Below are 12,736 nucleotides of genomic sequence, written 5' to 3' on the forward strand. Positions count from 1 at the left end.
GGGGCCGGCTCCGCGGGGGAACCGGCCCCTTTCGCCATGCCTGGGGGTCGAAACCCCCGGCGGTACGGCTCAGGCAGCGACCTGATCGGGCACGTGCTGCAGCTTGCTCGGCCACCAGATCTTCGGGCCCACGTCGAGGTTGAGCGCGGTGACCAGGACGGCGCGCACCACGATCGTGTCGATGAGCACGCCGAGCGCCACCGCGAACCCGATCTCGACGAACGCCACCACCGGCATCGTCGCCAGCACCCCGAAGGTCGCGGCGAGCACGAGCCCGGCCGAGGTGATCACGCCGCCGGTGGCGGCCAGCGCGATCAGCGCTCCCGGACGCGTCCCCTTGGTGAGTGCTTCCTCCCGCACCCGGGTCATCAGGAAGATGTTGTAGTCGATACCGAGGGCGACGAGGAAGACGAACACGAACAGCGGGAGCGACGGGTCGGCGCCGCCGAAGCCGAAGCCGAACTCGAAGATGAGCGCCGACAGACCGAGCGCGGCCGCCATCGACAGCACCACGGTGAGGATGAGCAGCACCGGTGCGAGCACGGCCCGCAGCAGCACCATCAACACCAGCAACACGACCGCGAGGGTGAGCGGAATGATCACCTTGTTGTCGCGGGTGGAGGCGTCGAGCACGTCCTTGTTGGTGGCGGACGTGCCGCCGACCTTCGCGTCGGCCCCCGGCACCGCGTGCACGGCTGCACGAACGGCGTCGACCTGGTCGTAGGAGGCCTTGTCGAGCGGGTCGCCCTTGAGGTTGGCCAGCACCAGCGCTCGGTCACCCTTGACGATCGGCGGCGCCTGCACCGACGCGCCGGCGCCCTTCGCGGCAGCGACCACCTGCGTCGCCTGCGCGGCCGACGTCGTGATGTAGGCCTCGTTGCCGGCATTCGTCGGGTAGTGGTCGTTGAGCATCTGCGCCGCGGCCACCGAGTCGGGGTGCCCGGTGAAGCTCTCCTGGGTGGTCAGCCCGTTCGCGTCGAGCCGGGTGAGACCCAGCGCGCAGACGGCGAGCGCCAACGCCGTGCCGATCCACACAGCGCGCGGACGCGGACGGATCCAGCGGCCGACCTTGGCCCACAGGCCGGTGGTGGTGGGTTCGGTGCTGCCGAAGGTGGGGCGCCGCGGCCAGAACACCCAGCGTCCGCAGATCACCAGCAGCGCCGGCAGCAGGGTGAGCATCGCCAGCAGCGAGAACACGATGCCCATGGCGGCCACCGGGCCGAGTCCCTTGGTGGAGTTCATGTCGGCGGCGAGCAGGCACAGCATGCCGAGCACGACGGTCGAGCCGCTGGCCAGGATCGCCGGACCGCTGCGGTGCAGGGCGAGCGCCATCGCCTCGTGCCGGTCTTCGTGTTTGCGCAGTTCCTCGCGATATCGGGCGACGAGCAGCAGCGCGTAGTCGGTGCCGGCACCGATGACGAGCACGGTGAGGATGCCGTAGCTCTGGCCGTTGACGGTGAGTCCGGAGTGGTCGACGGCGAGGTAGATCGCTGCCTGTGCTGCAGTGAGGGCCGCGCCGGCGCACAGGATCGGCAGCAACCAGAGCACGGGGCTGCGGTAGGTGAACAGCCGGATGACGATGACGACGCCGAGCGTGGCGAACAGCAGCGTGCTGTCGAGGCCGGCGAAGGCCTCGGCGTTGTCGGCGCTGAAGCCGACCGCGCCGCCCAGTTTGGCCTCGAGGCCGTTGGCGTCGAGGGCGGTCTGTTTCCGGATCGCGTCGGCCCGGTCGGGTAGGTCGTTCCACCCGGTCTTCGGGTCGATGTGCATCGGCACGACCACCTGCAGCGCCTTGCCGTCGGCCGACGGGATCGGTCCGGTGACCTTGCCCGACAGCCCCTGCAGGCCGGAAAAGAAGCGGACATCGGCCGCGACCTTGCGCCGGTCGGCACCGGTGATGCCGGAGGCGCGCTCGTAGACGACGAGCGCGGGGGCGCTGTCGGGGTCCATGAAGACGCCGAGTTCCTTCATGACCTTCGTGGAGTCCGCCGAGCTCGGCAGCCACGAACTGGCCTGGTTGTCCTGGGCGTCGGCGAGTTTGCCGGCGAGCGGTCCGAGCACGACGAGGGCGAGCACCCAGACGGCCAGCACCGCCCATTTCGTCCGTTTGCCGCACACCCACGGCGCAATGGCGTGATGCGCCTGTTTGACGGGCCGTTGCTGCGGCGGCGATTCGAGTAGTTCGGTGTCCATGGCCGATCGCGTCCCCTTCGATGTATGGCGGGCGCGATTGCGTCCATCTACCAGAGTGTTCCAGTTGGCCGCCGTGCGCATTCCCGTTTCCAGGTCAGCGCCGTGTCGGGTCTGCCCGACATCGGTGCCGCCTTACTAGGGTCGAAGGATGAGTCGGTCCTATTGCGCCCTGTACGTCGATGCCGGTTACCTGCTTGCGGCCACCGCGACCCGCGTTTCGGGCAGTTCGCTGCGGGCGGGGGTGATCGTTGACCACCAACGACTCATCGAGAAGCTCATCCAGCAGGTCGAGGAGGCGAGCAATCTGCCTCTGCTGCGGGTGAATTGGTATGACTCGGGCGGCCGCCCCGGCGGCAACCCCGACGAGCAGCAGGAGAAGATCGGGATGCTGCCGCGGGTGAAACTGCGGCTCGGCCGGTTGTCGTACGGCGGTGAGCAGAAGGGTGTCGACCTGCGCATCGGTCTCGACCTCGCCACCCACAGCCGCAACCGCATCGTCGACATCGTCTATCTGCTGTCGGGCGACGACGATCTCACCGAGGCCGTCGAGGAGGCCCAGCACCTCGGCGCTCAGGTGATCGTGTTCGCCGTGCCCGACAAGGACGGCAAGCCGAACGGCGTCTCGAAGCACCTGTGGCGCGAGGCCGACGACGTGCAGCTGGTCGACGCGGCGCTGATCGACGACACCGTGTTCGTGCGGCAGGCGCCGACCCCGCCGACTCCCGCCACCAACGCGGCCGAGGCGGCCGAAACCGGTGCTGCGCAAGGAGCTCCGGCACCCTCCACGGTTGCTCCGAAACCTGCGACACCGGTGCCCGCCGGCCCCGCGGCGCTGCCCAGCCCGGCCAACATGCCGGCCAAGCGCATCGACCGCCCGGCACCCACCCACCTGCCGTTCGATCTCGACAAGGTCGACCCGGCGCTGCTGGTCGACGCCGACGAGGAGCACGCAATCGGCGCCGTCGCCTCCGCGGTGGCCCGCACCTGGATGCGCACGGCGTCGCCGTCCGAGCGGGAACACCTACTGCACCGCAAACCGTCGATCCCGCCCGAGCTCGATCGTGCTCTGCTGGTCGACCTGTCGACACGGCTGGGCGCGTACGAGATCAGTGAGCCGGTGCGCTTCCGGTTGCGTACGAGGTTCTGGGAGGCCGCCGAGACCGCCGCCCACGAGTGACCCCATCGCGAGAGTTTGCGCGACTGTGCACCTGCGGTGCGTGTCGCGCAAACTCTCGCGATCCCGTCAGCTCTCGTCGAAGGCCTTCGCCACGCGCTTGTGCGCCTCCCAGATCTCCTCCGGCAGACCCTCGAAGCCCTTGAGGTGCTTCTCGCGGTGGCCCATCTCCTCGCGCCAGCGCGGCAGGTCGATCGAGAGCACCTTGTCGAGGTCGGCCTGCGGAATCTCCAGGCCGTCGAGGTTGAGCTCCGACTCCTTGGGGATGATGCCGGACGGCGTCTGCACGCCTTCGACCTCGCCGTTCTTCAGCGCCATCAGCCACAGCAGCGGACGCAGGTTCTCCCGGTAGCCCGGCCACAGGAAGTGGCCGTCCTCCTGGCTGCGCTGGAACCAGTTGACGTGGGCGAAGATCGGCTGGTCCTTGACCTGGCCGAGGATCTTCAGCCAGTGCGCGGCGTAGTCGCCCTCGCCGTACGACATGAACGGACGCATCGACATCGGGTCGTAGCGCAGCACCCCCTCCTTGCCGTCGGCGGCAGCGGTCGCCTCGGCGCCCAGGGTCAGACCGTCGTACACACCCTCGGCGAGGTCGTTGATCGCGCGGATCAGCGGCTCGCGGTCGCGGGTACGGCCGCCGAAGATGATGCCGTCGATCGGCACACCCTTGGGGTCTTCGAAGTCTTCGGCGACGTTCGGCACGTTCGCCAGCGTGGTGGTGAAGCGGCTGTTCGGGTGCGCCCACGGGGCGTCCTTCTCGGCCTCGTCGCGCTCGGCGATCGGGGTGCCCTTCCAGTCGACCCAGCCGGTGACGTCGGCCGGCGGCGCCGGGGTGCGGCCCTCCCACCACACCTCGTGGGTGTCGGTGTTGTAGGCGATGTTGGTGAAGATCGAACCGGTGCCGGGCGCCACCGAGGCGAGCGCGGTCGGGTTGGTGACCTCGTTGGTGTCCTTGGCCACGCCGAACACCCCGAACTCGGGGTTCATGCCGTACAACTTGCCGTCGTCGCCGACCCACAGCCAGGCGATGTCGTCGCCGTAGAAGTCGACCTGGTAACGCTCACAGAGGGCGTCGGGCGGCAGCATCATCGCGAGGTTGGTCTTGCCCGAGGCGCTCGGGAAGCCACCGCAGATGTGGTAGCGCTTGCCGGTCTGCTTGTCGGTGATGCCGATGAGCATGAACTGCTCCGACAGGAACTCACCCGAGGCCCAACCGTCGTACGCCGACTGCCGCAGACCGTGGGCGATCTTGCCGAGCAGCGCGTTGCCGCCGTAGCTGGAGCCGAAGTGCAAGATGGTGCGCTCGTCGGCGACCGTGACGAAGTAACGCTGGTCGTCGTCGGTGCCCTGGCCGAGGTTCTCCAGGTCGCCGGTGACGTGCACGGCGCGCACGAAGTGGTCGGGCTCGGCGAGCTCGTTGATGAACTTCGCACCGACGCGGGCCATGCGGATCATGTGCAGCACGACGGTGCGCGAGTCGGTCAGCTCGATGCCGGCGGCGTACTTCTCCAGCGGGGCGCCGAGGGGCGACATCAGGTAGGGGACGACGTACATCGTCTTGCCCTCGGAGGCGCCGGTCATGCGCTCGACGAGCAGCGGCTTCATCTCCGCGGCGGGCCGCCAGTTGTTGTAGACGCCCTTGTCGCTCTCGCGGTTGGTGGCCACGATCGTGCGCTCCTCCGAGCGCGCGGTGTCCTTGGAGTAGCTGCGCGAGTAGTAGAGGCCCTCACCCGCCGGGTCGAGTTCGCCGGCCTCGAGCGCCTCGGCGATCAGGCGTGCGTCGTCGGCCGCCCCCACCACCTCGACCCGGGAAGCCCCGGTGATTCCGGCCCAGTACTCGACGTACTCACGCACGTTCGGGTTCGTCAGGCCACCGGCTTCGAGCGCCGCCGCCACATCAACCATCGGGTTCTGTCCTCTCCAAGGTGAGAACGAGCGACGTCGCGAGCGGACCCCGTCGTCCTACTACTACTCGATTTAGTACTTAGCGTACCTAGTGGTGTCGGTCACCAATGTGGCATACCGGGAAACCGCGTGGTGACGCGCCCCGCAGTTGTTACCCGTGAGTAGACAATGGTGACAAAGGTAGGACCATGTCACCTTCGCAATCGAGCAGGCGAATGTCGCCGAAAACCGGGACAACGCGCTTCAAGGGGTGCATCCTGATCTTCAGGAACACATTTCCCCCAGGACTGGTGCCCGCCTCGACCCCTTGCGAGGCGGGCATCTCCTTTGCCGCCTCGTCAGAGCTGCACGTCGCCGAGCACGCCTGTCGCACGCAGCTCGCGCAGCCGTCCGGACACCCGGTCGCGCACCGTCCATGGGTCGATCGTGTTGACGAAAATCCCCGTGCCGCCTTCGAATCCGGCCGGGTTGTTGATGCGCCACTTGATCACGGCGCGCAGCGGGCTCGGGGGTGCATCGGACGCCGGTGGCGAGTGGTGCCATTCCTCGTTGCAGGGCACGTGGGCACCGGTGGCGGCGTGGCAGGCGTGCAGCAGGTCCGACCAGCCACGGATCGCGGCGGGCTCGAGCTCCCACGGCACGCCCGTCGCCTTGGTGAAGACGTCGATGCCCGGGTAGCGGTGGCCGATGCCGGCGAACGCGATCGCGTGCTCGTTCTCGGCGATCACCAGACCGTGCTCGCGGGCGAGCTCCGGGCCGAGCCGGTGATACAGGTCGGGGTCGTCGCGCAGCTTCGCCAGCTCGCGCCGCATCCGCCGACCGAGCCGGTCGAGGCCGACGAGTTGCTTGTGGAGGTGCTCGAACGACGCCCCGGCGGGCGCGAGCCAGTTCTGGAACACGGAGACATAGGCGATGTGTTGGTTGTCGTCGTAGAGCTTGCGCGCGGTGGCGATCGTCGCCTCGACGAAGGCCGCGTGCTCGTCGGGGGTGAGCGTGCCCGACGACGCGAGTTGGTCGGTGCGGGCCGCACCGTCGACGTAGTGACGGCGCGCGACGATCACGTCGTGGCAGCCCGCGAAGAACCCGCGCGACTGCGCCCGCACGATCTCGTCACTCAGCTCGATCGACTCGAAACCCTTGGCCTTCAACCGGGTTCGCACCATCTGCCGCACGTGGTCACGACCGAGTTCGGTGGACAGGTAGTGCGCCTCGCGGTCGGCGGCGGGTCGGCCGCCGTCGTAGCCGTGGTTGAGGTTCCAGTAGTCGTAGCTGAGGATCTCGAACAGGTTCGGGATGCGCCGGAAGTCGGCCGGGCCCGCCACCACCTCCTGCGCGGTCAGACCCTCGAACTCGCTCGCCCCGACCCACCGCGTGCGCTCGGGAGTGGTCTCCAGGTAGCACCCCTCGCAGAATGCGCACCGGTGCCGCACCTCGTGCTCCGACAGGGAGCGCACCTCCCCCATCGCCGACGGCAGCGGACGGTTGCCGCGCCCCGGCACCGTCCACACCTCGGTGCCGGAGAAGGGGTTGACCTGCTTCACCGTGCCGTCGGGCAGTCTCAGGAGCGGCCGCATGGTGACCAGCCTACGGACAGCGGCCGAGGACGGACCGTAACCTCGGTGACATGACAATCAGACTCGGATACAAGGCATCCGCAGAGCAGTTCGGTCCGGCCGAACTCGTCGACCTCGGCGTTGCCGCCGAGCAGCACGGCATGCAGTCGGCGTTCGTGAGCGACCACTTCCAGCCGTGGCGGCACGAGGGCGGTCACGCGCCGTTCGCGATCTCCTGGATGTCGGCTGTCGGCGCCCGCACGTCCGACCTGGTGCTCGGCACGTCGGTGATGACCCCGACCTTTCGCTACAACCCGGCCGTCGTCGCACAGGCCTTCGCGACCATGGGGTGCATGTTCCCCGGACGCGTCGTGCTCGGCGTCGGCACCGGTGAGGCGCTCAACGAGATCGCCACCGGGTTCACGGGTGAGTGGCCCGAGTTCAAGGAGCGGTTCGCCCGGCTGCGCGAAGCCGTCCGCCTCATGCGCCAGTTGTGGAAGGGCGACGAGGTCACCTTCGAGGGCGACTACTACCGCACCGAGTCGGCGTCGATCTACGACGTGCCCGACGGCGGCATCCCGGTCTATGTCGCGGCCGGCGGGCCCACCGTCGCCAAGTACGCCGGACGTATGGGCGACGGTTTCATCTGCACCTCCGGCAAGGGCATGGGGCTCTACACCGACCAGCTGCTGCCGGCCGTGCGCGAGGGAGCCGACCTCGGCAAGGGCAGCTACGAGGCGCTCGACAAGATGATCGAGATCAAGCTGTCATACGACACCAACCCGACCGATGCCCTTGAGAACACACGCTTCTGGGCGCCGCTGTCGCTGACGCCGGAACAGAAGCACAGCGTCGACTCACCGCGCGAGATGGAACGCCTCGCCGACGAGTTGCCGATCGAGCAGGTCGCCAAGCGGTGGATCGTCGCCTCGACCCCCGACGAGGTGGTCGAGCAGGTCAAGCCCTACGTCGACGCCGGGTTCAACCACCTGGTCTTCCACGCTCCGGGTCACGACCAGCGCCGGTTCCTGGAGTTGTTCGAGCGCGACCTCGCGCAGCCGCTGCGCCGGCTCGGCGATTAACCCCCCGCGAAGTTTGCAGTCCCCCGCGCGCGCCGCTTGTCCGGCAAACTTTCGCGGATTAGACGCGGCGGCGCGAGGGGCCGCCCATCGCGGCCCACACGGTGGTGCGGGAGTCTTCGTCGGCGACGCCCCACTCGTGGGCGAGCGAGCGGACGATGCGCAGGCCGCGTCCGCTGTTGGCCCACGGGGTCTGCGGCTTGGGGGCGGGGGCGTTGTCGCCGCCGCCGTCGCTGACCTCGATCTCGATGCGCGGCGGGCGCACCTTCCAGTGCACGCGAATGGTGCCGTCGGGCAGCGGCCGCCCGTGCAGGAGCGCGTTGGCGACGAGTTCGGAGACGACGGTTTCGGTTTCCTCGACGACGTCGTCGGGCACGAGGGAGTCCAAGAGGTCGTCGCGGAAGACCTGGCGCACCTCCGGCACGGAGTCGCTGGTGAAGGCGAGGCGTACGGTGCGCACCCAGGAGTCGTTCGAGGCGTCGTCGGTCATGGGGTGCAGTGTGTCATCACGGCGGCCCTCCGCTCAAAGACAGGCGGGTTCAGGCGTCGCCAGCGGCTTCGTCGACGGCTTTGCGGACGGCGGCCGGCCGGTTGCTGATGATCGCGTCGACCCCGAGTTCGAGACACAGCGCGATGTCTTCGGGTGAGTCGACCGTCCACACGTGCACCTGGTTGCCGTGAGCGTGGTGGCGTGCGACGAAGTCACGGTCGCGGCGCAGGATCGCGATGCCGGGGCCGGCGATCTTCACGCCGGTGGCGAGCGAGTTGCGGAATCGCGGCAGTTGCACCCCTTCGATGAGTTGCACCCGCTCCAGTTGCGGCATGAGTTTGGCGAACCGGCCGACGGCCAGCGACGAGAACGACATCAGTCGCACGTGCAGCGGAGCGGTCGCCGGGTCGAGCAGGTCGTACTCCGCGAGCAGCCGCGCCAGGCTGCGCTCGATCTCGGCCGACTGGCGGGCCGGGTGCTTGGTCTCGACGACCAGTTGCACCTTGCGTGGGGCGGCCGCCAGCGACTCGATGAGCGCGCGCAGCGTGAGCACCTCCGCCGTGTGCTCCTGCCCCTTCCACGAGCCCCAGTCGAAGGCCCGCAATTGCTCCAAACTCAGCTGCGACACAACGCCTTTGCCGGTGCTGGTGCGGTCGAGGGTGCGGTCGTGCACACAGACGAGGTGGCCGTCGGCCGACAGCCGCACATCGCACTCCACGCCGTCCGCGCCGTCGGTCACCGCCTGCTCGTAGGCGCGCAGGGTGTGCTCGGGGTGTTGCTCGCTGGATCCGCGGTGCGCGATCACGAGGGGTTTGGTCACGGGATAAGTCTGGCGGGTCGCGATCGCGGTCGGTCGATAGCCCTGCCGGCCCGTTCGACCGACGTCCGATCGAGGAGCGACGATCTGACAGAGTGAGCGCCCATGAGCGACGAAGTGGAGTTCGTGCACGAGGGCGTGCTCGGCCGGATCGTGCTGAACCGGCCGCGAGCGCTCAACGCGCTGACGCTGGGGATGGTCACCGCGGTCGACGAGCAATTGCAGCGGTGGGCCGACGACGACGCGGTGCGCACGGTGTCGATCGAGGGTGCCGGCGAGCGGGGCCTGTGTGCCGGTGGGGACGTCGTCGCGGTGCGCCGCGCGGTGCTCGCGGGCGAGGAGGGCCAGGAGTTCTTCGTGACCGAGTACGCGATGAACTCACGGTTCGCGAGCTTCCCGAAACCGGTCGTCGCGTTTCAGGACGGCTTCGTGCTGGGTGGCGGTGTCGGGGTGTCGGCGCACTGCACCGTGCGCCTGGCGACCGAGCGCACGAAGCTCGCGATGCCCGAGACGATCATCGGTTTCTTCCCCGACGTCGGCGCGATGCACCTGCTCGCCGCGGCGCCCGGCGAGCTCGGCACCCACCTCGCGCTCACCGGTGCCACGATCACCGGCGCGGACGCGGTCTACGCCGGCATGTCCGACGCGGTCATCGATGCGGACGCGTGGCCGCGAGTGCTCGAGGCGCTCGCCGCCGGCGACGAGGCACGCTACGAATCCCGTTCGGCCACCAGCGAACTCGCCGATCACCAGGGCTGGATCGACGAGTGTTACGCCGGCGACGACGCGACGGCGATCCTCGACCGGTTGCGCGCCCACTGCGACCCGGCGGCCCGCGCGGCTGCCGGCCTGATCGAGCAGCGTTCGCCCTGGTCGGTGTCGGTGACGCTGGCCGCACTGCGGCGCGCCGCCTCGATGCCGACCGTCGACGAGGTGCTCGCCCAAGACCTGCGGTTGGCCCGGGTCACCACGCATCACCCCGACTTCGCCGAGGGGGTGCGTGCCCAACTCGTCGACAAGGACCACGCCCCGCGGTGGACGCACGCGTCGCTCGCCGACGTGCCGTCCGGCGAGGTGGCGGCGGCCTTCGCCGACTGAACCACCCCGGTGGGGTGGGTTGGGGTCTCAGGAACCGAGTTCGGCAACCAACTCCGCCACGACGGTCGGGTCGTGGAACTCCACGTCGCCCTCGGGCAGGTGTTGCACCCGTTCGTGCCCCTTGCCGGCGACCACCACGACGTCGCCTGGCCGCGCCTGGGCGAGCGCCTGCCGGATCGCTTCGCGCCGGTCGAGCACGATCGTGGTGTCGGCCGGGTCGGCGCCGGCCATCACCTCGTCGGCGATGGCTGCGGGGCTCTCGGAGTAGGAGTCGTCGGTGGTGATGATGTTGACGTCGCCGAGCCGCGAGGCGACCTCGCCCATCGGTGCGCGCTTGCCCGGATCGCGTTCTCCCGCAGCGCCGTACACGACAATCAGTCGGGCATCGTCGCCCCGCGCATCGGTCACCTCACGGGCCACCTCGAGCAGCGCGCGCAGCGCGTCGTCGGTGTGTGCGTAGTCGACAACGGCCTCGAACCCGAGCCGCTCGGGCACGGCCACCCGCTCGAACCGTCCGGGCACCTGCGGGATGGTGCGCACCGCGCCGACGAGCGTGTCGACGTCCATGCCCATCTCCAGCAGCACCGCCGACGCGCCGGCCACGTTGTGCACGTTGTAGTCGCCGAGCAGCGGGGTGTGCAGCGAAAGTGACTGTGCCGCAGGGGTGTGCAACGTGAAGCTGGTGCCTGCACCCTCGAACCGCACGTCGTCGACGCGGTAGTCGGCGTCTGACGCCTCGCCGTAGCCGAGCGTGCCGGGCACCTCGGCGACGATCCGGCGTCCGTAGTCGTCATCGACGTTGACCAGCTTCGGGCCTTCGGTGCGTTCGAAGAGCGTGCGCTTGGTGCGGTAGTAGTCCTCCATGTCCGGGTGAAAGTCGAGGTGGTCGCGGGTGAGGTTGGTGAAAAGGGCTGCCGCGTAACGGGTTCCGAGCACCCGGTGCAGGGCGAGGCCGTGCGAGCTGGTCTCGAGCACGACGTGCTTCGCGCCGCCGTCGAGCATCCGACGCAGGTTGCCCTGCACCGTCGGCGCCTCCCCCGTGGTGCGGACGGCAGGCTCCCGGTGGGTGCCGATCACGATCTCGGCGGTGGTCAGCAGTCCGGTCGACCGTTCGCCGTACGCCGTGCTCAGAATGCCGTGCAGCACATACGAACTCGTGGTCTTGCCGTTGGTGCCGGTGACGCCGTAGACGGTCAGGTCGTGCGACGGGTTGCCGGCGAACTCGCAGGCCAGCTGCGCCAGGGCCACCCGGGCGTCGGGCACGACCGCGGTCGGCACACCGTCGATGGGCTGCTGCGCCACGACGAGCCGCGCGCCCCGGGCCATCGCGTCGGGGGCGTATTTCGCACCGTCACTGGTGAATCCCTTGATCGCGACGAACACCCCACCGGGCACGACCTGGTCGGAGGCGTTGGTGACGGCGGTGAACTCGCCCTCCACAGGCACGTCGGTTTGCAGCACAGCGGCGATGTCGGCGGATGTCAGCGGCACCCGGCGAGCCTAACGCGGCCGACGGCGTGGCACGGCGATGGCAATAATGAGCGCGTGTACGTCGCGGCGCTGATCCTGCTCGCGGTGCTGCTGGCGTGGCCCGTGCCCCGGCTGCTGCCGCGGGTGACTGCGCTGCGCGCGGCGCCGGCCGCTGCGACCCTGTTGTGGCAGTGCGTCTCGCTCGCCGCGATCGCGGCCGGTCTCCTCGCGGCACCGCTGGCCGTGCTCATCCAGGCGCGGGCGACGTCGGGACGCCACGACCCCGAGCCCGGTCAGCACCTTCCGCTGCTCGTCGCGGGCCTCGCCGTCACCGCGTTCGTCGCCGGACGGCTGCTGCTGAAGGCCCACCTGGTCGGCACCGATCTGCGCCGCGGCCGCAAGGAACACACCGAACTCGTCGACCTCATCGGGGTCGACGACGCCGTGCTCGGCGAGCACGTGAAGGTACTCACCCACCCGACACCGACCGCCTACTGCGTGCCCGGTTCCCGCAAACGCGTCGTGCTCACCAAGGGCACCCTCGACGCGCTCGACGCCGACCAAGTCGCGGCCGTCCTCGCTCACGAGCGGGCACACCTGCGGCAGCGGCACGACCTGGTGCTCGAGTTCTTCACCGTGCTGCACACCGCCGTGCCCACCTGGATCCGCAGCACCGCCGGCATGGGCGAGGTGAAACTGCTCATCGAGCTGTTGGCCGACCGGTGGGCCGCCACCGTGGTCGGACGCCGTCCGCTGGCCACGGCGATGCTGGCGCTCGCCAGCGGCAGCCACCCGACGTCGGCACTCGGCGCGGGCGACGACGCGGTCATCCGCATCGAGGTGCTGGCCGCCGACGGACGCCACCGGTTGCGCGTCTGCCTGCTCGCGGTGCTCGCGTCGGTGGTGGTGTTGCAACTACCGATCGCGTTGGCCGTCCTGACCATCGTCGGCTGAGGC

General features: G+C 69.4%; 10 protein-coding genes. 4 read left to right on the forward strand and 6 right to left on the reverse strand.

Features of this window, described 5'->3' with window-relative positions; translation table 11 throughout:
- Positions 1-69: 69 nt before the first annotated feature.
- Complete coding sequence (locus DFJ65_RS01795; protein ID WP_115921539.1) at positions 70-2,193, reverse strand: MMPL family transporter; 2,124 nt, start codon at positions 2,191-2,193, stop codon at positions 70-72.
- 148 nt (positions 2,194-2,341) lie between these two features.
- On the opposite strand from DFJ65_RS01795, the gene DFJ65_RS01800 reads away from it, so the two are divergent.
- Positions 2,342-3,370: an NYN domain-containing protein gene (locus DFJ65_RS01800; RefSeq protein ID WP_115921540.1), complete on the forward strand. Its 1,029-nt coding sequence runs from the start codon at positions 2,342-2,344 to the stop codon at positions 3,368-3,370.
- A gap of 66 nt (positions 3,371-3,436) precedes the next feature.
- Here DFJ65_RS01800 and DFJ65_RS01805 read toward each other — a convergent pair whose 3' ends face one another.
- Together DFJ65_RS01805 and DFJ65_RS01810 are read right to left on the reverse strand one after the other, a co-directional pair.
- Positions 3,437-5,272, reverse strand: a complete 1,836-nt coding sequence (locus tag DFJ65_RS01805; protein ID WP_115921541.1) for a phosphoenolpyruvate carboxykinase (GTP) — start codon at positions 5,270-5,272, stop codon at positions 3,437-3,439.
- 338 nt (positions 5,273-5,610) lie between these two features.
- Positions 5,611-6,846, reverse strand: coding sequence for a DUF4921 family protein (locus tag DFJ65_RS01810; protein WP_211308341.1), 1,236 nt, complete (start codon positions 6,844-6,846; stop codon positions 5,611-5,613).
- A 50-nt stretch (positions 6,847-6,896) separates the two neighbouring features.
- Between DFJ65_RS01810 and fgd the strand changes: the two genes are divergently transcribed.
- Positions 6,897-7,907 carry a glucose-6-phosphate dehydrogenase (coenzyme-F420) gene (gene fgd, locus DFJ65_RS01815; protein ID WP_115921542.1) on the forward strand — a complete coding sequence of 337 codons (1,011 nt, stop codon included), beginning with the start codon at positions 6,897-6,899 and terminating at the stop codon, positions 7,905-7,907.
- Positions 7,908-7,965: 58 nt separating this feature from the next.
- On the opposite strand, the gene DFJ65_RS01820 is transcribed toward fgd, so the two are convergent.
- Both DFJ65_RS01820 and DFJ65_RS01825 read right to left on the reverse strand, forming a co-directional pair.
- Positions 7,966-8,394 carry an ATP-binding protein gene (locus DFJ65_RS01820; RefSeq protein WP_115921543.1) on the reverse strand — a complete coding sequence of 143 codons (429 nt, stop codon included), beginning with the start codon at positions 8,392-8,394 and terminating at the stop codon, positions 7,966-7,968.
- 49 nt (positions 8,395-8,443) lie between these two features.
- Positions 8,444-9,214: a glycerophosphodiester phosphodiesterase gene (locus tag DFJ65_RS01825; RefSeq protein WP_211308342.1), complete on the reverse strand. Its 771-nt coding sequence runs from the start codon at positions 9,212-9,214 to the stop codon at positions 8,444-8,446.
- A 102-nt stretch (positions 9,215-9,316) separates the two neighbouring features.
- Here DFJ65_RS01825 and DFJ65_RS01830 point away from each other — a divergent pair, with 102 nt between their 5' ends.
- The gene (locus tag DFJ65_RS01830; RefSeq protein WP_115921544.1) at positions 9,317-10,309 is read left to right on the forward strand and encodes a 3-hydroxyisobutyryl-CoA hydrolase; all 993 of its coding nucleotides are present in this window, start codon (positions 9,317-9,319) and stop codon (positions 10,307-10,309) included.
- A 27-nt stretch (positions 10,310-10,336) separates the two neighbouring features.
- Here DFJ65_RS01830 and DFJ65_RS01835 read toward each other — a convergent pair whose 3' ends face one another.
- A complete protein-coding gene (locus DFJ65_RS01835; protein ID WP_115921545.1) occupies positions 10,337-11,800 on the reverse strand; it encodes a UDP-N-acetylmuramoyl-L-alanyl-D-glutamate--2,6-diaminopimelate ligase in 1,464 nt (487 codons plus the stop codon).
- A 54-nt stretch (positions 11,801-11,854) separates the two neighbouring features.
- On the opposite strand from DFJ65_RS01835, the gene DFJ65_RS01840 reads away from it, so the two are divergent.
- Complete coding sequence (locus DFJ65_RS01840; RefSeq protein WP_170143957.1) at positions 11,855-12,733, forward strand: M56 family metallopeptidase; 879 nt, start codon at positions 11,855-11,857, stop codon at positions 12,731-12,733.
- Positions 12,734-12,736: the final 3 nt, after the last annotated feature.

The sequence above is a fragment of the Calidifontibacter indicus genome, assembly GCF_003386865.1.
GTDB classification, from domain to species: domain Bacteria; phylum Actinomycetota; class Actinomycetes; order Actinomycetales; family Dermatophilaceae; genus Yimella; species Yimella indica.